The sequence below is a fragment of the Leifsonia sp. Ger2509 genome, assembly GCF_055231915.1.
In genome coordinates this window covers 2,082,218-2,100,646 of the sequence record NZ_JBUYVB010000003.1, presented here as the reverse complement: position 1 = coordinate 2,100,646, position 18,429 = coordinate 2,082,218, and the positions used below count along the sequence as shown (strand labels likewise).

Genomic DNA, 18,429 nt, shown 5'->3' with positions numbered 1-18,429 from the left:
TAGCATGACGGCGTGCACATGATCTTCCGGACGATGCTCCACGCCATCATCTCCCGCTTCGGCCCGCGCCTCGGCCACTACGACGTGGCCTACACGGCGTTCCGGGTGATGCCGACGGACCTGGACATCCTCAACCACATGAACAACGGCGTGTACCTGTCGATCGCGGATGTCGGCCGGTTCGACCTGTTCACGCGCAACGGGGTGTGGGCGATCTTCAAGAAGAAGGACTGGTACCCGGTGGTGGCGTCGGAGACGATCTCGTTCCGCAAGTCGCTGCAGCCGTGGCAGCGGTTCGTCGTCGAGTCGCGACTGCTCGGACTGGACGACAAGGCCGCGTACATGGAGCAGCGTTTCACCGTCGGGGGCGAGATCTACACGCAGGCGTTCATCCGGGCGCGGTTCCTACGGAAGAGCGGTGGCGTCGTCCCGATCGACGAGCTCCTCGCGGCCGTCGGTCCGGTGCCGGAAGGCTCGAGCGTTCCGCAGTGGCTGGTCGAGTGGGGTGCGGATGCTGCACTTCCGTCGACGCGCGCCGCGGCCCCCAGCGTGTGGAGCGACTGACCGGGCGCCGCTGCTACTCGACCGCGGGCCCGAACGCGAAGACGCCGCTCGGGTCGTACTTCGTGCGGGCGGCGGCAAGGCGGTCGAACACGGCAGGCGGCCACGTCGTCGTGAACTCAGCAGGATCGATCAGTCCACGCGACCAGTTCACGTTCGTGATCGCCGAGCGGCGGCCGCCGACCGCGTCGAAGATCGCCTGGGCGCGCTCGGGCGCGCGCTCGGCGAAGGTCGAGGGGTCGACCGCGATGAGGCCCATTGTGTAATGGGCGTCCCGTCCGCCGACCGACGTCCCGTCTTCGGGGTCGCGCCGGGTCGCGCCGCCGAGCTGTCGGATCTCGACAGCGACAAAGGGCGTGCCGCTTTCCGGCCCGGCGAGCCGCAGCAGTTCATCGGCCAGGTCCTGGTCGATCGAGTCGAGCATGAGTCCGCGGATCCAGTCGGGACCGCCCTCTTCGGGATCGTTGTGGATGGTGCCGACAGCGGTCGTCGGAATCTCGTCGAGCAGATCGAGCAACGCAGGCGCCGCCTCCCGCAGCGGAGAGGCGAGGCGCCGACCCTCGGCCGGATCGCCGGGGTAGGCGAACCGGACGCTGAGCACGAACTTGCCGCGCAGCGGTGGCGGAGCGTACTCCACGTCGGGAACGTTGATGAAGGCGAACGACGACGTGACGAGATCGGGCGCGCTCTGCGCCCATTCGACCCAGGTGCGCAACGCCGGCTCGATGCTGTCGCCCTCGAAGATGAGGCTGCCCGCATAGAGGGTCTTCAGCGGAACGAGCTCGATGGTCATGCTCGTGACGACGCCCAAGCCGCCCTTTCCGCCCCGCAGGGCCCAGAACAGGTCGCTGTGGCTGGAGTCGTCCGCCGTCACGACCTCGCCGTCGGCGGTCACCACCCGGAAGGCCCTGACCCAGTCGGCGGTGAAGCCGTGGCTGCGCGAGAGCGGTCCGAGGCCACCACCGAGGGTGTAGCCGACCGCGCCGACATGCGTCGACGATCCAGTGATGGGTGCCAGGCCGAATTCGGCGCTCGCTGCGATGACGGGCGCCCAGCGGCATCCGGCGCCGATGGTCGCGAGCCCGGCCGAGGGGTCGATGGTGATCTCGTCGAGTGCACGGGTGGAGATGAGTAAGCCGTCGGTGATGGGAAGGCCACCGCCGTGACCGGTCGCCTGCACGCGAACGCGCAGGTCCTTGTCGGCTGCGAACCGGACGGCGGCGGCCACGTCGGCTTCGCTCGTGACGGCGACCACCACATCCGGATCGTGCACGAGCGTGGGGTTGAACCCGGCGACCTCGGCGGCCAGGCCGTCGTCGCCGCGCAGATAGACCGTGCCGGTGACGGATGCGCGCAGGCGCGCGAGTGAATCAGCGTCGATCTGAATCGTCATGCTCGGAGGCTATTGGCGGCCACCGACACCCGGCAACAGTGCAGGCACGGAGTGTGCATTCGGTTGACCCGGACTGCGCTGACGTACGATTCCAGCATGGTTCCACTCGCCGAGGCTCCGCCTGCCGCCCCGGCGACAGCGACCTCGCCGACCCCGGCCGGGGCCGCCCACGCGCCCGTCTCCACGACGGTCACAGCCCCGGCCCCGATCGCTCCGGCCGCTGCTGCCCACGCAGCCGTCTCCACAACGTATCGCCCGGCCGACGTGGTCGATCTCCGCCACACCCTCGGCACCCTCGGTCGCGGCTCCTACGACCCCACCACGGTGTGGGATGCGCGCGGCCTGTGGCGCACCTTCCGAACGCCGGACGGCCCGGCCAGCCTGCGCATCGAGACCGCAGCCGACAGCATCCGGGCGCTGGCCTGGGGCGCTGGTGCCGACTGGGCGATCGACGGCGTCCCTCGTCTCCTCGGCTGCGACGACGACTGGTCGGCGCTCGACGTGAGCTCTTCGCCACTCCTGCGCGAGACCCTGCGGCGCAACCCGGGCATCCGCCTGACCCGCACGCGGCGCGTCTTCGAGGCGCTCGCACCCGCGATCATCGAGCAGAAGGTCACGAGCGTCGAGGCGTACCGGGCGTGGGCGCGGCTCGTGCGAAAGTACGGCGACCGTGCGCCCGGTCCGGCGCCCGACGGGATGCGCGTGCTGCCGTCACCGGAGACCTGGCGCCGCATCCCCTCCTGGGAGTGGCATCGGGCCGGCGTCGACCCGCGGCGCTCGCGGGCGGTCGTGGAGGCGGCCACCGTCGCATCCTCGCTCGAGCGGGCCACCGCATCCGCTCCCACGCTCGCCGAGGCCGCGGCGCTGCTCCGCACCGTACCCGGCGTCGGTGTGTGGACGGCCGCGGAGACTCTGCAGCGCTCTCACGGCGATCCCGATGCCGTCAGCGTCGGCGACTACCACCTCGCGCACTATGTCGGCTCCGCGCTCATCGGCCGCAGGGTCGACGACGACGGGATGCTCGAACTTCTCGAACCGTGGGCAGGACAGCGGCAGCGCGTCGTGCGCCTGATCCTGGCCAGCGGGCACCGTGACGAGCGCCACGGGCCGCGGATGACCATCCAGGACCACCGCGGTCACTGACCGCACGCGTTCGGCGCGACCGCACATGTTCCACCGTGTGCGCTCGTTCAGAACATGTGCGGTCACCGACCGCTCGTGCGACCGCACGTGTTCCGTGCGACCGCACGCCTTCGGCGCGACCGCACATGTTCCGTGCGACCGCCCGCGTTCCACCGTGTGCACTCGTTCAGAACACGTGCGGCGAATCAGCCCTGCGGCGACACCGGCGCAGCGCGCCTCAGTCGGCGGAGCGCGCGTTCACCGCGTGCAGTGCGACCTGCTCGGCGTGGATGTCCTGGTCCATCTCTCGGCACAGGCTCTGGTAGTGGTCGAGCATGACGGGGTAGTAGTCGTCCCAGTCCGGCATCGGCTTGCCGGCGCGAGCGGCCAGCAGGCGGTCGAGGTAGTAGTCCCACCCGACACCCATGCTCGGCGCGTCGTCCTTCAGCGAACGGAGCCGCTGGCCGAACGTCAGGGTGGTGTGGGAGCTCGCCTCCTTCAGGTGCCAGAAGACCCGGAACGATGCCCCGGCGGGCCCGACATCGGCGGCGAACCGGTGGGGCGCGTCGCACTCGAGGATGGTGACGTTACCCCATTCCGCGCCCTCGCCTTCGGCGTTCATCCGGAACTTGAGCGCGCCCGTCGAGGGCAGCCCTTTGTACTCGCCCACCCATTCGGCCAGCCGTGGAGATCGGCTGAAATAGGACCACACATCCTCGATCGGGGCTTTGAAGATCCGGTCGAGGACGACGTAGACACCGTCCTCTTTGCGAACGAGTCGACCAGTCGGCTGTGGCATCATGAGCACCTCCCGCTTAGCTTTCAGAGTAACCACGTCGCTGCGGAAAGGGCAGGCCGAAACGGAGGAACCTGCGAAGAATCGCAGCCGGCCCACCCGAACCTCCGTGTGCGCCGGGAAAATGCCACTAGCCAGCCCTGTGGGGTGCGTCGCTAGGCTGTGCCCATGAGCAGCAAGAGCAAGCAGGGACCACAGCAGGAGCGCGGACTCGACATCGAGGGCGGCCACCGGGGGCTATGGGGTTTCTTCGCGGGACTCATCGTCGCCGTGCTGATCGCCTACCCGTTGTCGGCGTCGGTCGCGTTCGCCACGCATCCGGCGACCCAGAACCTGTTCGGTGGCCGCCTCGAGTCCGCGTCGCAGGGCGGCTACCAGGCGTTCTGGTGGATCATCGCCATCATGTGCGCGGCGCTGCCGTTCATCGTCGGTTTCGGGATCGCGAAACTGTCGAATCGCACGGTCGGGATCCTCGCCGCGATCGTCGCGGTGTTCCTGATCCTGGTCATCGTGCTCGGGCAGCTGTTCGCCTTCTGACCGGCGGTCGCCCGGCCGTCCGCTGACCGCTCGCTGCGGCCGAGAGCGTCGGTTCCGGGCGAGAACGTCAGGCGGAACGGGCACTCTCGCCCGGAAGAGGCACCCTCGACGCAGGATGCGGATGCGCGGCTCAGCTTTCGAGCACCGCCATCGCCGCGTTGTGGCCGCCGAGTCCGCTCACCGCCCCGCCCCGCCGCGCACCCGACCCGCACAGCAGTATGCGCTCGTGCCGGGTCGCGACGCCCCAGCGCTCGGCCGGCGTCGCCAGCGGGTCGTCGTCCTCGGCGAACGGCCACGACAGCGGCCCGTGGAAGATGTTGCCGCCGGGCATGTTCAGGGCGTGCTGCAGGTCGAGCGTCGTCTTGGTCTCGATGCACGGTCGGCCTTCGCCGTCGGTGAGAAGGAGATCTTCGACCGGTTCCGCGAGCACGGAGTTCAGCGACGCGAGCACGGCTTTCTGCAGGCGCTCCCGGGTGGCGTCGTTGTTCTCCTCATTGAGCCAGCGGTCGGGAGTGTGCAGACCGAAGACCGTCAACGTCTGGGCGCCGCCGGCGGCGAGATCGCCGTCGAGGATGCTCGGATCGGTCAGCGAGTGACAGTAGATCTCGCACGGGATCAGCTCGGGCATCACGCCGCGCACCGCGCCCGCGTACGCGGCCTCCAGCTGCGTATACGTCTCGTTGATGTGGAACGTCCCGCCGAAAGCGGCGGCGGGGTCGACGGATGCGTCCTTCAGCTTCGGCAGGCGCTTCAACAGCAGGTTGACCTTCACCTGCGCGCCCTCCGGGTGCGCGGCCGGTCCTTGCGGCTCCCCGAGCAGCCCGTCGAGCACCTCGGGCGCGACGTTTGCGAGCACGAAGCGTCCGACGACGCGGCGCTCGTGCTTCTTGCGGCTGTACCGCACGGTTCCGTCCGGATCGACGGACGTGACCTCGGCGCGCGTCACGATGCGTGCCCCTGCGTCGCGGGCCACCCGTGCGAGCTCGGTGGTGACGGTGCCCATTCCGCCGACCGGGACATCCCAGTCGCCTGTCCCTCCACCGATGACGTGATAGAGGAAGCAGCGGTTCTGCGCCAAACCGGGGTCGTCCGCGCTCGCGAACGTGCCGATCAGTGCATCCGTGACCGCGACGCCGCGCACCACGTCGTTCGCGAGCCGTGAAGTGATCAGGTCGCCGATGGGGAGCTCGATGAGCGCATCCCACAGCTCGTCGTCGCCGACCAGTGCGCGCGCCTCGGTTCGCGTCAGCAGCGGCTCGGTGACCGTCGGCCACAGCGCGCGGGCGACACGAGCGGTGTCCTCGTAGAAGCGGGAGAACGCATCCGCATCGCCTCCCGCGCCGATGCGCTCGAACGATGCGGCCGTCGCGGATGCGTCGGTGTTGTCGACGAGCAGGCCCACGCCGTCCGGATCGCCGGGGACCGGCGTGTACGACGAGTAGCGCCGGCGGGCCAGGCTGATGCGCAGGCCGAGCTCGTCGATGATCCGCTGGGGAAGCAGGCTGACCAGGTAGGAGTAGCGGGAGAGCCAGGCGTCGACGCCCTCGAAGGCCTGCGCGCTGACGGCCGCTCCGCCGACCGATTCGAGTCTCTCGAGCACGATGACGCTCAGCCCGGCCTGCGCGAGGTAGGCGGCGGCGGTGAGCCCGTTGTGGCCGCCGCCGACGATCACGACATCGTGGGTGGGTTCTGCCGACGGCTGCGAGGAAGGCGTCGGTCTCGTCGATGAGGCTTCGGTCATGGTCCGAGCCTAGGACGGATCGGGACGCCTCTGGGTCGCGGTGCGCGCCGCCCGGGCGAGGGCGTCCCGGCAGGCGACGACGCCCGGACGAGCGGCTGATGAGCGTCGCGACGAGGTGAAGATCGTCCGGCGCGGCGCGCCGGCGAGCTCCGAGAGCGCAACGGACGGCTCATCGCCCGCCCAGACGAGGTCGGGGAGCAGGCCGACCGCGTTCCCCGATCGGATCAGGCGGATGTGCGCGATGAGGTCTGCGGTCTCGAACCGCACATCTGGCTCGAATCCCGCGGAGCGGCAGAGCTGCACGGCCCAGGTGCGGGCCGCGGTGCCCTCGGGTTCCATCACCCACGCCCTCCCGGCGGCGTCGCGGAGGTCGAGGGCCGGCGCGGTCGTCCCCGTCGCCGGAGGCGTGGCGAGGTGGATGGCGTCGGTCACGAGATCGACCCGGTCGAGATCGGCACGGAGCCCGCGGGTGCTGCCCGGGTACTGCTCGGCGATGACGAGGTCGAAGTCGCGGGCAGAGACCTCGAACAGGCCGCGTTCGGGCGCTCGCTCGGTGACTTCCACGCGAAGATCGGGGTATTCGTCGGCGAGGATGCTCAGCGCGTCGGGGATGATTGCGTGAGCCGCAGACTGGAAGACCGCGATCCTGACAACGCCGGTGACCGTGTCGAGGGAGGCGTCGAGCTCGGATTCGGCGCGCTCGAGCAGGTCGAGGAGGTCGGCGGTGCGCGCCGCGAGCAACTCGGCCTGGGGCGTGAGCTGCACGCGGCGACCGACCTTGCGGAGCAGCTTCACTCCGGACTCGCGCTCGAGAGCGGCGAGCTGCTGGGAGACGGCGGACGGGGTGAACGAGAGCGCCTCGGCGACGCCCACGATGGTGCCCCGGATGGCGAGCTCGCGCAGGAGGCGGAGCTTGCGCACATCGAGCATGACGGTCTCTTCTCGCCGGACACAGATGATTCAGTTGAACTGAACGATATCGTTCACGAACGTTCGCTTTTCCTAATGGAAGATTACTCGCACACTTATGCACAGCCGTAGTTTCTGACAGTTCTGTCGCGCGACGGCAACCACTCAACAGCGAGGAATACAGTCGTGAGCATGGCGAATCAGACGGACGACGCGGGAACCCGCCCGGCAGACCTCGCGCAGGACGCGGTGGCGCTCGTGCAGAAGTGGCTGGCCGAGAGTGCGCCGGCTGCGGCCGGCGGCGGCCGGAAGCCAGCGCAGGACCCGGCGGCCGAGCGGCTCGCGGGAGTCCTGAAAGACCCGAACGGCCTCGATTTCGCGGTCGGCTTCGTCGACGGGGTCGCGCGTCCGCAAGACCTGTTCGTAGCCGGCTACAACCTGCAGCGCGTGGCGAAGAAGATCCCGGCCTTCCTCCCGTGGTACATGCGTGCGGCGATCTGGCTCGGCGGAGTCTTCGGTCCCGTGGTGCCGTGGGTCGTGATCCCCGTCGCACGCCGGGTGCTCCGTTCCATGGTCGGCCACCTCGTGGTGGATGCGACGCCCGAGAAGCTCGGCCCAGCGATCGCGCACCTGCGCGCGCCCAGCGATCCCCAGGGCCATGGGGCACGACTCAACCTGAACCTCCTCGGCGAAGCCGTGCTCGGCGAGAAGGAGGCGGCGCGTCGTCTCGAAGGCACGCGCGCGCTGCTCGCGCGCGACGATGTCGACTACGTGTCGATCAAGGTGTCGTCGATCGCATCGCAGCTGTCCATGTGGTCGTTCGACGAGACCGTCGAGCGGGTCATCGCCCGGCTCACTCCGCTCTATCAGCTCGCCGCGTCGTCGCCGAAGCCGAAGTTCATCAACCTCGACATGGAGGAGTACCGCGACCTCGACCTGACGATCGCGGTCTTCACGGGCATCCTGAACCAGCCGGGGCTCGCCGGCCTCGAGGCCGGCATCGTTCTCCAGACCTACCTGCCCGATGCGCTGGATGCGCTGCAGGGCCTCACCGAGTGGGCGATGCAGCGCCGAGCGGGGGGCGGGGCGAACATCAAGGTCCGCGTCGTCAAGGGTGCGAACCTGGCCATGGAGCGCGTGGATGCGGCGATCCACGGCTGGCCGCTCGCCACCTATGCGACGAAGCAGGCGACCGACACCAACTACAAGCGGGTGCTCGACTGGGCGCTGACGGCGCAGCACACGCACGCCGTGAAGATCGGCGTCGCCGGCCACAACCTGTTCGACGTGGCCTACGCCTGGCTGCTCGCGAAGCAGCGGGGGGTCGAAGACCGCATCGACTTCGAGATGCTGCTCGGCATGGCGACTGCGCAGGCCGAGGCCGTCAAGCGCACCGTGGGTGCGCTCCTGCTCTACACGCCGGTCGTGAACCCCGCCGAGTTCGATGTCGCCATCTCGTACCTCATCCGCCGGCTCGAAGAGAACGCGAGCCAGGAGAACTTCATGTCCGCTGTGTTCGAGCTCGATTCGAACGCGGCGCTGTTCGAGCGCGAGAAGCAGCGCTTCCTCGCATCCGTCGCCGAGCTCGCAGCCGATCCGAACCCCCACGGGTATGCCCCTCTGCCGAACCGCAAGCAGGACCGCGCCCGGGAGTGGGAGGACGTCTCGGCCGAGGCGTTCACCCGGCCCCGTGTAGCCCAGCCGTCGGCGTCGGCTCCCGCGGACGAAGGCCTGACGAGCGCCGTGCTCGGGCTCGCCAGGGGCTCCGGCGGCGCCCTGCTCGACCCGCAGGACGCGCCCGCCGACGCTGGGGGTGCTTCTCCTGCTGCTCCTGCCCCTGCTGCTCCTGCTGGCGTGGTCGATGACGCGCGCGACTTCCACAACGCGGCCGACACCGATCCGTCGCTGTCCGCCAACCGGGCCTGGGGCCGCAAGATCCTCGCACGGGTCACCGCCTCGCGGCTGGGCGCCGACACCATCGCCGCCGCTGCCGTCACCGATGCTGGGACCCTCGAGGTCGTCCTGTCGCGCGTACAGAGCGCGGGCGCGGCCTGGGGCCGGCAGACCGGTTTCGACCGCGCCGCGGTCCTCGACCGTGCGGGCCTCGCCCTGTCGGCGAACCGGGATCGGCTGATCGAAGTCATGGCGGCGGAGACCGGCAAGACGATCGCGGAGGCTGACCCGGAAGTCAGCGAGGCCGTCGACTTCGCCCACTACTACGCCTCCCGTGCCCGCGAGCTCGACACCGTGCAGGGTGCCCGGTTCGTGCCGTCGAAGCTGACGGTGGTGACGCCGCCGTGGAACTTCCCGGTCGCCATCTCCGCAGGCTCGGTGCTGTCGGCGCTCGCCGCGGGCAGTGGCGTGATCATCAAACCCGCGCCGCAGGCGAAGCGATCGGGTGCCGTCATGGTCGAAGCGCTCTGGGAGGCCGGGATCCCGCGCGACCTGCTGGCCCTCGTCGACGTCGCCGAGAACGACCTCGGTCAGCGGCTGGTGTCCGACCCGCGGGTTGACCGCGTGATCCTCACCGGCGCCTACGAGACGGCGAAGCTGTTCCGCTCCTGGAGGCCCGACCTGCCGCTCCTCGCCGAGACGAGCGGCAAGAACGCGATCATCGTCACGCCGAACGCCGACTACGACCTCGCGGTGTCCGACATCGTCAAGAGCGCGTTCGGGCACGCCGGGCAGAAATGCTCGGCCGCCAGCCTCGTCATCCTCGTCGGCTCGGTCGCCAAGTCCGAGCGGTTCCGGCACCAGCTGGTCGACGCGACCGAGAGCATGAGGGTGGGCTACCCGTCCGACCCGACCAGCCAGATGGGTCCGCTCATCGAGCCCGCCCAAGGCAAGCTGCTTCACGCGCTCACCACGCTCGGCGGCTCGGAGGAGTGGCTCGTGCAGCCGCGCCAGCTCGACGACACCGGCAGGCTCTGGTCTCCGGGCATCCGCACCGGCGTCGAGCCGGGCTCGTACTTCCACCTGACCGAATTCTTCGGACCGGTGCTCGGCATCATGACGGCCCGCAACCTCGATGAGGCGATCCGGTACCAGAACGCGATCGAGTACGGCCTGACCGCCGGACTCCACTCGCTCGACGCCGGCGAACTGGCCCACTGGCTCGACACGGTCGAGGCGGGCAACCTCTACGTGAACCGTGGGATCACCGGGGCGATCGTGCAGCGACAGCCGTTCGGCGGGTGGAAGCGCTCGTCCGTCGGCGCCGGAACGAAGGCGGGCGGCCCGAACTACCTTCTCGGTCTCGGGTCGTGGGAACCCGACACCGGAACCTCCAGCGCGAGCCTGCACCTCCGCGGTCTCGACCGTCGCGTCTCGCAGCTCATCGAGTCCGGCCAGTCGTCCATGGACTACAACGCCTTCGACCTGGTGCGTCGCTCGGCCCTCAGCGACGCGATCGCCGCAGGCACCGAATACCTCCAGACCAAAGACGTCTCGGCGCTCGGGGTCGAACGCAACCTGTTCCGCTATCGGCCGGTGCCGGTCACGATCCGGCTGTCCGAGGGCGAAGAACTCGCGCCCCTGTTGAGGACCATGGCCGCGGCGACCGTCGCACGCTCGAACTTCTCCGTCAGCACGTCGATCGCGCTGCCGCGACCGTTGCAGAACGTGCTGCGCGAGCGCGACGTGCACGTCGTCGTCGAGAGCGACGAGCGATGGCTTGCGCGCGTCGCAGGCGGTCAGGTCGCCGCCCACCGCATCCGCCTCATCGGTGGCGACGCGAGAGCGCTCGCCGCAGCGCTCAAGGGAACGCCTGACACCGCGATCTACGCGCATCCGGTGACGCCGTCGGGGCGGGTAGAGCTTCTTCCGTTCCTGCATGAGCAGGCCATCTCGATCACCGCGCACCGGTTCGGCAACCCGTCCCACCTGTCGGAGGGGGTCATCTGAGCGGGGCGCCGCGCTAGCCTGAACGGGTGACCATTCCCGAAATCGAGCTCAACAACGGAACCACCATCCCTCAGGTCGGCCTGGGCACCTGGCCGCTCGACGACATCGAAGTCGCGCGGGCCATCGTGGAAGCCACCGCCCTCGGCTACCGGCACATCGACACAGCGGCGAAATACGGCAACGAGGCGGGTGTCGGAGACGGCGTACGTGCCAGCGGCATCCCGCGCGAAGAGTTGTTCGTCACCACCAAACTCGACGGGACCTACCAGGGAGACGACCGGGCGATCGAAGGCCTTGACGGCTCCCTCGCGCGGCTCGGGCTCGACTACGTCGACCTGCTGCTCATCCACTGGCCGCTCCCCGCACGCGACCAATACGTCTCCACCTGGAAGACCTACGAAAAGCTGCTCGCAGCAGGCAAAGCGCGCGCCATCGGCGTGTCCAACTTCAAGCCGGCCCACCTCGACCGGCTGCGGGCAGAGACGGACATCGTGCCGGCCGTGAACCAGATCCAGCTCAACCCGAAAGTGACCCGGCCAGCACAGCGTGCCTACAACGCGGAACACGGCATCGTCACCGAATCGTGGAGCCCGCTCGCACCAGGGTCCGACCTGCTGGCCGCCCCCGAACTCGCCCGCATCGCATCCAAACACGGCAAGACGCCCGGCCAGATCGTGCTGCGCTGGCACATCGAGCTCGGTCTGGTAGCCATACCCAAGTCGCGCACGCCATCCCGCATGGCCGAGAACCTCGACATCTTCGACTTCGCACTCGACGCCGACGATCTGGCAGCCATCGCGACCTTCTCCGAAGGCCCCGACGCCGGAGTCGACTCCGACCACGGCGGCCACTAGTCTTCGCTGATGCCCGCGGCGGGTCACGAGCGCCCCACTCGCCGCACGGTGTCTCGCGGCCCATGATGTGCCGCTCGCTCGCCGCACTACGTAGCGCTCGCCGCACCAGCTCTACCTAGTGCGGCGAGGCGAAACTCGTGCGGCGAGCGCCCACTTTGTGCAGGAGCGCCCACTTTGTGCACGAGCGCACCGGTTGCAACACGTGCGCTCGTGCACAAGGTGTGCGCTCGCGCCTACTCCTGCGGCCCGCGCAGCGCCGCCGCCACCAGTTCGAGTGCAACCGCCGGGTCGGCGCCCAGCTCGCGTATCTGGGCCGCGAACGTCGCAGCCGCCAGCTGAACCTGCCGCGTGCTCGCATCCCCGGAAACCGCGACGAACGATCCGTTGCGCCCCCGCGTCTCGATGACCTCCGCGTGCTCGAGCTCCCGGTAGGCACGCGCGACGGTGTTCGCGGCCAGCCCGAGCTCGTCAGCCAGATGCCGCACCGTCGGGAGCTTCGCCCCAGCAGGCAGATCCCCAGACCGAACACCCTCGATGACCTGGTGTTTCACCTGCTCGAAGGGAGGAACCTCGGACTCCTCGTCGATCCGGAACGTCATGCACGGACCCCTTCGTTCGTGTCAGCGGGCAACACCACTGTCGCCAGCAATCCTCCCTCCGGGACGTTGGCGAGCACAATGCTGCCGCCGGCCGAACCGACGAGCGCACCCACGATCGCCAGCCCCAACCCGCCCCCGGCGAGTGCGGATCGCGGACCTTCCGCCCGGGTGAACCGGGTCAGCGCGATCGGGATGAACTCTTCCGGCATCCCTGGTCCCGAGTCCCGCACCGTCAGGGTCACCCGCCCGCCGACGGCGACCAGTTCCACCCCGATCACCCCCGAACCCTCCACAGCGGTGATCGCGTTGCTGAGCAGGTTGTCGACGATCCGGCCGAACTCCGTCCGCGACAGCGCGATGGTCGCGCCCCCGCCGGTGCGATCCCGCGGCCGGTAGTCGAAGTCGATCGACAGTTCCGCCTCCTCACCGCTGACCGCGCGCGCCCGGTCGATCGCCTCTGCGAGTTCCGACGTGATCTCCCGCCAGTCCGCGCGCCCATGCGAGGCGCCGGCGTCGATCCGCGACAGTTCGAGCAGGTTCGCGGCGAGCTGGCTGAGCCGCACCGCGGTGGTGTGGGAGTCCTGGATGTCGGCGAGCAGCGCATCCGCATCGCCCGCGTCGAGCTCCGCGAGTTCGAGCTGGCCCCGAAGCACTGCAAGGGGGGTGCGCAGCTCGTGGCTCGCATCCGACACCATCTGCTTCTCACGGTCGGCGGATGCGCGCAATCGCCCGAGCAGGTCGTTGAGCGTGGTGGCGAGCGCCGCCAGTTCGTCGTTCGCGGGCCCCACCGGAAGCAGCCCTGTGGAGGAGACGTCCGCGATCGCCTCGGCTTCTTCGCGCATCCGGCTGACCGGGCGCAGCGCCGCCCGCGCGAGCAGCCAGGACGCCGCACCGAAGACGATGACCGCGATCGCCGTGCCGACGAGCAGGGCGACCGTGAGCCGGTCGAGGATCAGGTCGGTCGTCTCCGTGTTCCGCGCTGCGATCACCTCGTAGGTTCCGCCCGACGTCGGAACAACGCGTTTGAGGACGACGAACTGCTGCCCGCCCGCACTGACCGTCGCGGACTCCGTGCCGAACGTCTCCAAGTGCTTGAGCCGCGCCCGCAGTTTGCGGGGCAAGGTCGACTGGACCACCTCGCCATCGGGTGCCACGACCGCGATCGCCTGGCCGCCGACCGGTTCGTCGAGCTTGCCGGTCGGGTTGTTCTGCAGCTCGGTCACGTACGGCGCGATGTCGTTCATCAGCAGGGTCACGGTCGCGTTGTGCAGGATGGTCGCCACACCGATGCGCACCACCGTCACAGCCATCAGTCCGACGAGCGCCGCGATGATGAGGCTCCCGACCGTGATCCGGGCGGTGATCGAGAGCCGGCGCAGCCAGATCACGGCCGGGTGGCCTCAGAACTCACGGCGTGTTTGGCGTCGAGGCGATAGCCGCGGCCCCGTTCGGTGATGATCGAGAGCCCAGCGCCGGCGATGTCGAGCTTCTTGCGCAGGTAGGACACGTACTGGTCGATGACGTTCTGCCCGATGTTCTCGGTGCCGCCCCACACGGTCTCGAGGATCTCCGTGCGCGACAGCAGCTTGTCCGGGTTGTTCGCGAACAGGCGCAGGAGCGTGAACTCGCGCCTGCTGAGCGGCATCTCGTGCCCGGACACGAGCGCGCGGTGCTCGTGCGAGTCGATCGTCAGCCGGCCGACGGTGATGTGGGGCCTCGAGCCGGTCGGCTCCCGGCGGAGGAGGGCCCGGATGCGCGCGGCGAGTTCCGCGAACGCGAACGGCTTGGTCAGGTAGTCGTCCGCGCCGGAGTCGAGGCCGTGCACGCGGTCCTCGATCGCGTCGCGCGCGGTGAGCAGCAGGATCGGGACCGGATTCTCCGCCTCCCGGATATGCCTGCACAGCTCGAACCCGCTCATCCCTGGCAGCATGACGTCGATCGCGGCGGCGGCATACGTTGATTTGCCGATGGCGATCAGGGCATCGATTCCGTTCGTGACGAGCGTGACGTCGTACCCTTCGGCGGCGAGCCCGCGTTCGACGAGCTTGCCCATCTCCGGATCGTCTTCAACAACGAGGAGCTTCATGGCTTCATGCTCCCACGGGTTGCTTGCCGTGGTCTGTACCCTCGAACCATGACCTGGCCCTCCGACCTTTTTCCCAGCCTTCTGGGTGTCGGTGTGCTCATCGCGCTGGCGACGGCGATCCTCTGGTTCTATCGCTCGCCGCATCCGTTCTCTCCGGCGCTCGCCGTTCTGCGCGGTGCATTGCAGCTCGCGATCATCAGCGTGCTGCTCACGGGCGTGATCAGGGATCCGCTCTGGGTGGGCGTCGCCCTGCTTGTGATGTTCTCGGTCGCGGTGTTCACCGTGTCCCGTCGGGTGGGCCCGACGTTCGAGCATGTGTGGATGGTGACGGCATCGATGGCTGCCGGCATCATCGTCACCCTGAGCATCGTCTTCACGACCGGTGCGATCGAGCTGTCCTCACGGTACGCACTGGCGATCGGCGGCATCGTCATCGGCAACTCGATGACGATCGCGACGCTCGCCGGACGACGTTTCAGCGAGAGTGTCAACGAGCACTGGGATGAGGTCGAAGGCTGGCTCGCGCTCGGTGCGACCCCGAGGCAGTCCACCCACGAACTGACCCGTCGGGCGGTCTATTCTGCGCTCATCCCGTCGACCGACCAGACGAAGACGACCGGGCTGGTGACGCTGCCCGGCGCTTTCGTAGGTGCGATCTTCGGTGGGGTGTCGCCGCTGGAGGCCGGGCGGTTCCAGATCGTCGTGCTCGCCTCGCTGATCTCGGCAGGCACGATCACGGCGGTGCTGCTGATTTCCTGGCTCGCGCCGATCAAAGTGCGGCCCGCCGCCTTGAAGTAGCGGGATTCTTGGCGGGTTCTTAGTGCCTCCCTCGATAGGTTCGGCGTGTGAGCACACTCTCGTATCCCGAAGCCATCGTCATGGGCGCGATCCAGGGCATCACCGAACTGTTCCCGATCTCCAGCCTCGGGCATTCCGTGATCATCCCGGCCCTGATCGGCGGAACCTGGGCGCAGGACCTGAACGTGTCCGCCCCTGAGTCGCCGTACCTGGCCTTCATCGTCGGCCTCCATGTGGCCACCGCGCTCGCGCTGTTCGTCTTCTTCTGGCGCGACTGGATGCGCATCATCGGCGGCTTCTTCACGTCCATCCGCTACCGTCGCATCCAGACCGGACCCGAGCGGCTGGCGTGGCTGATCATCCTCGCCACCATCCCGGTGGGTATCGCCGGCCTCCTGCTGGAGCACCTGTTCCGCACGACGCTGGGGCAGCCGGAGCCGGCGGCCATCTTCCTCGCCATCAACGGCCTCATCCTCTTCTTCGGCGAGTGGTTGCGGCGCCGCCAGGTCAGACGCGAGGGGATCGTGGTCGCGGCCGCAGAGAGCGCGGAGGCGAACGCGGACTTCGACGCGTCGGACACGGTGGCGGATGCACGCGTGTCACGCATGAACTTCGGCCGCGGCATCGCCATCGGGTCGTCGCAGATCCTGGCACTCGCGGCGGGCATCAGCCGGTCGGGTGTCGCGATGGTGAGCGGCATGGCCTCGGGCCTCAGTCACCGGGAGGCCGCCCGGTTCTCGTTCCTGCTCGCGACCCCGGTGATCCTCGCCGCGGGCGTGCTGAAGCTCCCCGACCTGTTCGGGCCGCTCGGCGCCGGGATCACCGGCCAGGTTCTCGCCGGCAGCGCGGCGAGTTTCATTGCGGCGCTGCTCTCGGTCGGCTTCCTCGACCGCTACTTCCGCACGCGCACGCTCACCCCCTTCGCGATCTACTGCCTGATCGCCGGGATCGGTTCGTTCCTCATCCTCACCCTGCGCTGAGCCCCCTCGCCCCTCGCCCGCGCGCCGTCGCGGCCGTCGTGCACAGGAAAAGGCACCGCAAGATTCGCGCTTAGGGTGCTTTTTCCTGTGCTCGGCGCCCAGCGGGACGGTCAGGATGCGTGCTCGACGACGTCGCGCAGGCCCTCGAGGGTGGTCTGCCAGTTCGCGCGGGAGTGGGCGGCTTCGGCCTCGGTCGCGTTGCCGTCCTGGATGACCGTCACGGTGACGCCGTCGGAAGCGGGATCCGGGGCGGCGTCGATGCGGTAGGTCACGGTCTGGTAGTTCTCCGGCACATCCGGCTTGCCGCGCATCGGGCTGAAGAACGTCGACACGATCCGGTTGGGCTCGTCGATCTCGAGGATCGTCCCCTTGTCCTCGTATGCCTGTCCCTTCCATTCACCGCGGTAGGTGATCGGGCTACCGACCGCCCAGTCGGTCTCGACCTGGGTGCCGAAGAGGTACTTGCTGATGAGTTCGGGGTCGGTGAGGGCGCGCCAGACCGCTTCGCGATCGGCCGCAACGTGCACGCTCGCCTCTGCTGTGAGCGACATATCCGCTCCTTTCGTCCCTCCCATGATGCGCCCGGTGGGCTGCACCGGATTGAAGAAAGACGTCAGGGGGTCAGTCGTGAGCCCGGTGGATGAGGCGCGACAAAACGATCGCGCTGCGCGTGTGATCGACGTTGGGTGCCAGTCGCACCTTCTCGAGAGCGGCTTCGAGGCTCGGGATGTCGCGTGACCGGATGTGCACGATCGCGTCGGCACTGCCCGTGACGGTCCCCGCATCCACCACCTCGGGCACCGCCGAGAGGATGCGCAGCAGCTCGTCGGGCGCGACCGTGCCGCGGCAGAACAGCTCGACGTACGCTTCCGTGCTCATCCCGTCGATCGTCGGGTCGACCTGGATGGTGAAGCCGCGGATCACACCGTCGGCGACGAGCCGGTCGACGCGGCGCTTGACGGCCGAGGCCGAGAGGCCGACGACCGACCCGATGTCGCCGTAGCCGGCGCGCGCGTTCTGGCGGAGCAGGTCGAGGATGCTGCGATCGAGGTTGTCCACGGCCAAATCATATGGTCGATCGTTGCGCGAATCGCGCCATTTGCGGCGAATTGTTGCGTAGCAGGGTAGGCGGCCTCCGCGTTCGCGGCGATCATGCACGGTTTCGAGCCGGTGCGCAACGAATCGCATCCCGGGCAGCCGGAATCGGCGATTCCGTGCGTGAATCCGCAGAAATCCGCCCGGTGCATCGTGTGACACTAGACCCATGTCGATCACATCAGAGGATGAGCAGGCGCGCGCTGCCACGGCCGCGACGGCGCTGCCGGTCCGCACCCCGGTCAGCCGGTCCGTCCTGATGTGCCGCCCCGATTTTTTCACCGTCGTCTACCGGATCAATCCGTGGATGGATCCGCACCTGCCGACCGACACGAGCCTCGCCGTGCGGCAGTGGGAGCAGCTCTACCGCACCTACCTCGATCTCGGTTTCGACGTGCAGTTGATCGACCCGATCGACGGACTGCCCGACATGGTCTACGCGGCCAACGGCGGTTTCGTGATCGACAACGTCGCCTACGGCGCCAGCTTCACCTACCCCGAACGGCAGCCGGAGGGCCCCGCATACATGGGCTGGTTCCGCGACCACGGCTACCGGGTGGCCGAGCCCGAGTCGATCAACGAGGGCGAAGGCGACTTCCTGCTCGTCGGCGACACGATCCTGGCCGGCACCGGATTCCGCAGCGGGACAGCCAGCCACGAAGAACTCGGCCGCCTGTACGGCCGCGAGGTCATCACCCTCAACCTCGTGAACCCGAGCTTCTACCACCTGGACACCGCCGTGGCGGTGCTCGACGGAACTCCCGGCCAGGAGCACATCGCCTACCTGCCGAGTGCGTTCGACGAAGCGAGTGTGAAGTCCCTGAATGATCGCTACCCGAACGCGATCATCGTCACCGAAGAAGACGCGTCGGTGCTGGGCCTCAACTCGTTCTCGGACGGCTACAACGTCGTGATCGCGTCACGGGCCGCCGACTTCGGCCGGCAGCTTCGCGAGCACGGCTACAACCCGATCGGCGTCGACCTCTCCGAGCTTCTGCTCGGCGGGGGTGGCGTCAAATGCTGCACCCTGGAGCTGCGGCGGTGAGCGCGGAGCT

The 18,429-nt window shown here is 68.7% G+C and carries 17 protein-coding genes; 8 read left to right on the top strand and 9 right to left on the bottom strand.

The window, feature by feature from the left end:
* The first annotated feature begins 12 nt into the window (after nucleotides 1-12).
* Nucleotides 13-564 carry an acyl-CoA thioesterase gene (locus tag ACV7NN_RS10280; RefSeq protein ID WP_463349478.1) on the top strand — a complete coding sequence of 184 codons (552 nt, stop codon included), beginning with the start codon at nucleotides 13-15 and terminating at the stop codon, nucleotides 562-564.
* Between the two features lie 13 nt (nucleotides 565-577).
* Here the strand turns inward: ACV7NN_RS10280 and ACV7NN_RS10275 are convergent, their stop codons facing one another.
* Nucleotides 578-1,954, bottom strand: coding sequence for an FAD-binding oxidoreductase (locus ACV7NN_RS10275; RefSeq protein WP_463349477.1), 1,377 nt, complete (start codon nucleotides 1,952-1,954; stop codon nucleotides 578-580).
* A gap of 96 nt (nucleotides 1,955-2,050) precedes the next feature.
* Between ACV7NN_RS10275 and ACV7NN_RS10270 the strand changes: the two genes are divergently transcribed.
* A complete protein-coding gene (locus ACV7NN_RS10270; protein ID WP_463349476.1) occupies nucleotides 2,051-3,097 on the top strand; it encodes a DNA-3-methyladenine glycosylase family protein in 1,047 nt (348 codons plus the stop codon).
* A gap of 217 nt (nucleotides 3,098-3,314) precedes the next feature.
* Here ACV7NN_RS10270 and ACV7NN_RS10265 read toward each other — a convergent pair whose 3' ends face one another.
* Nucleotides 3,315-3,875, bottom strand: a complete 561-nt coding sequence (locus tag ACV7NN_RS10265; RefSeq protein ID WP_463349475.1) for an SRPBCC domain-containing protein — start codon at nucleotides 3,873-3,875, stop codon at nucleotides 3,315-3,317.
* A 165-nt stretch (nucleotides 3,876-4,040) separates the two neighbouring features.
* On the opposite strand from ACV7NN_RS10265, the gene ACV7NN_RS10260 reads away from it, so the two are divergent.
* The gene (locus ACV7NN_RS10260) at nucleotides 4,041-4,409 is read left to right on the top strand and encodes a hypothetical protein (RefSeq protein ID WP_463349474.1); all 369 of its coding nucleotides are present in this window, start codon (nucleotides 4,041-4,043) and stop codon (nucleotides 4,407-4,409) included.
* A gap of 130 nt (nucleotides 4,410-4,539) precedes the next feature.
* On the opposite strand, the gene ACV7NN_RS10255 is transcribed toward ACV7NN_RS10260, so the two are convergent.
* Together ACV7NN_RS10255 and ACV7NN_RS10250 are read right to left on the bottom strand one after the other, a co-directional pair.
* A complete protein-coding gene (locus tag ACV7NN_RS10255; protein ID WP_463349473.1) occupies nucleotides 4,540-6,150 on the bottom strand; it encodes a phytoene desaturase family protein in 1,611 nt (536 codons plus the stop codon).
* A gap of 9 nt (nucleotides 6,151-6,159) precedes the next feature.
* On the bottom strand, nucleotides 6,160-7,080 hold the full coding sequence (locus ACV7NN_RS10250) for a LysR family transcriptional regulator (RefSeq protein ID WP_463349472.1): 921 nt from the start codon (nucleotides 7,078-7,080) through the stop codon (nucleotides 6,160-6,162).
* A 171-nt stretch (nucleotides 7,081-7,251) separates the two neighbouring features.
* Between ACV7NN_RS10250 and ACV7NN_RS10245 the strand changes: the two genes are divergently transcribed.
* Both ACV7NN_RS10245 and ACV7NN_RS10240 read left to right on the top strand, forming a co-directional pair.
* Complete coding sequence (locus ACV7NN_RS10245) at nucleotides 7,252-10,962, top strand: proline dehydrogenase family protein (RefSeq protein ID WP_463349471.1); 3,711 nt, start codon at nucleotides 7,252-7,254, stop codon at nucleotides 10,960-10,962.
* A 26-nt stretch (nucleotides 10,963-10,988) separates the two neighbouring features.
* On the top strand, nucleotides 10,989-11,816 hold the full coding sequence (locus ACV7NN_RS10240; RefSeq protein WP_463349470.1) for an aldo/keto reductase: 828 nt from the start codon (nucleotides 10,989-10,991) through the stop codon (nucleotides 11,814-11,816).
* Between the two features lie 233 nt (nucleotides 11,817-12,049).
* Here the strand turns inward: ACV7NN_RS10240 and ACV7NN_RS10235 are convergent, their stop codons facing one another.
* The 3 genes from ACV7NN_RS10235 to ACV7NN_RS10225 are packed head-to-tail and all read right to left on the bottom strand — an operon-like array spanning nucleotide 12,050 to nucleotide 14,501.
* Nucleotides 12,050-12,415 carry a GntR family transcriptional regulator gene (locus ACV7NN_RS10235; protein ID WP_463349469.1) on the bottom strand — a complete coding sequence of 122 codons (366 nt, stop codon included), beginning with the start codon at nucleotides 12,413-12,415 and terminating at the stop codon, nucleotides 12,050-12,052.
* The gene (locus ACV7NN_RS10230) at nucleotides 12,412-13,803 is read right to left on the bottom strand and encodes a sensor histidine kinase (RefSeq protein WP_463349468.1); all 1,392 of its coding nucleotides are present in this window, start codon (nucleotides 13,801-13,803) and stop codon (nucleotides 12,412-12,414) included. Before ACV7NN_RS10230 ends, ACV7NN_RS10235 begins: the two co-directional genes overlap by 4 nt.
* Nucleotides 13,800-14,501 (bottom strand): response regulator transcription factor, encoded by a 702-nt coding sequence (locus ACV7NN_RS10225; protein WP_463349467.1) that lies wholly within the window; start codon nucleotides 14,499-14,501, stop codon nucleotides 13,800-13,802. Before ACV7NN_RS10225 ends, ACV7NN_RS10230 begins: the two co-directional genes overlap by 4 nt.
* A 48-nt stretch (nucleotides 14,502-14,549) precedes the next feature.
* Here ACV7NN_RS10225 and ACV7NN_RS10220 point away from each other — a divergent pair, with 48 nt between their 5' ends.
* Nucleotides 14,550-15,299: an ABC transporter permease gene (locus ACV7NN_RS10220; protein ID WP_463349466.1), complete on the top strand. Its 750-nt coding sequence runs from the start codon at nucleotides 14,550-14,552 to the stop codon at nucleotides 15,297-15,299.
* A 47-nt stretch (nucleotides 15,300-15,346) separates the two neighbouring features.
* The gene (locus tag ACV7NN_RS10215) at nucleotides 15,347-16,279 is read left to right on the top strand and encodes an undecaprenyl-diphosphate phosphatase (RefSeq protein ID WP_463349465.1); all 933 of its coding nucleotides are present in this window, start codon (nucleotides 15,347-15,349) and stop codon (nucleotides 16,277-16,279) included.
* Between the two features lie 110 nt (nucleotides 16,280-16,389).
* Here ACV7NN_RS10215 and ACV7NN_RS10210 read toward each other — a convergent pair whose 3' ends face one another.
* Together ACV7NN_RS10210 and ACV7NN_RS10205 are read right to left on the bottom strand one after the other, a co-directional pair.
* Entirely contained in the window at nucleotides 16,390-16,830 is a 441-nt protein-coding gene (locus ACV7NN_RS10210) for an SRPBCC family protein (protein WP_463349464.1), read from the bottom strand.
* Between the two features lie 70 nt (nucleotides 16,831-16,900).
* Entirely contained in the window at nucleotides 16,901-17,338 is a 438-nt protein-coding gene (locus ACV7NN_RS10205) for an Lrp/AsnC family transcriptional regulator (RefSeq protein ID WP_463349463.1), read from the bottom strand.
* Nucleotides 17,339-17,543: 205 nt separating this feature from the next.
* On the opposite strand from ACV7NN_RS10205, the gene ddaH reads away from it, so the two are divergent.
* On the top strand, nucleotides 17,544-18,419 hold the full coding sequence (ddaH, locus tag ACV7NN_RS10200; protein ID WP_463349462.1) for a dimethylargininase: 876 nt from the start codon (nucleotides 17,544-17,546) through the stop codon (nucleotides 18,417-18,419).
* Nucleotides 18,420-18,429 lie beyond the last annotated feature (10 nt).

What these genes read in the sequence shown, in the direction of transcription:
- ACV7NN_RS10275 (WP_463349477.1), bottom strand. Translation starts at nt 1,954, where the DNA reads ATGACGATTCAGATCGACGCTGATTCACTCGCGCGCCTGCGCGCATCC.
- ACV7NN_RS10270 (WP_463349476.1), top strand. Translation starts at nt 2,051, where the DNA reads ATGGTTCCACTCGCCGAGGCTCCGCCTGCCGCCCCGGCGACAGCGACC.
- ACV7NN_RS10265 (WP_463349475.1), bottom strand. Translation starts at nt 3,875, where the DNA reads ATGCCACAGCCGACTGGTCGACTCGTTCGCAAAGAGGACGGTGTCTAC.
- ACV7NN_RS10260 (WP_463349474.1), top strand. Translation starts at nt 4,041, where the DNA reads ATGAGCAGCAAGAGCAAGCAGGGACCACAGCAGGAGCGCGGACTCGAC.
- ACV7NN_RS10255 (WP_463349473.1), bottom strand. Translation starts at nt 6,150, where the DNA reads ATGACCGAAGCCTCATCGACGAGACCGACGCCTTCCTCGCAGCCGTCG.
- ACV7NN_RS10250 (WP_463349472.1), bottom strand. Translation starts at nt 7,080, where the DNA reads ATGCTCGATGTGCGCAAGCTCCGCCTCCTGCGCGAGCTCGCCATCCGG.
- ACV7NN_RS10245 (WP_463349471.1), top strand. Translation starts at nt 7,252, where the DNA reads ATGGCGAATCAGACGGACGACGCGGGAACCCGCCCGGCAGACCTCGCG.
- ACV7NN_RS10235 (WP_463349469.1), bottom strand. Translation starts at nt 12,415, where the DNA reads ATGACGTTCCGGATCGACGAGGAGTCCGAGGTTCCTCCCTTCGAGCAG.
- ACV7NN_RS10225 (WP_463349467.1), bottom strand. Translation starts at nt 14,501, where the DNA reads ATGAAGCTCCTCGTTGTTGAAGACGATCCGGAGATGGGCAAGCTCGTC.
- ACV7NN_RS10220 (WP_463349466.1), top strand. Translation starts at nt 14,550, where the DNA reads ATGACCTGGCCCTCCGACCTTTTTCCCAGCCTTCTGGGTGTCGGTGTG.
- ACV7NN_RS10210 (WP_463349464.1), bottom strand. Translation starts at nt 16,830, where the DNA reads ATGTCGCTCACAGCAGAGGCGAGCGTGCACGTTGCGGCCGATCGCGAA.
- ddaH (WP_463349462.1), top strand. Translation starts at nt 17,544, where the DNA reads ATGTCGATCACATCAGAGGATGAGCAGGCGCGCGCTGCCACGGCCGCG.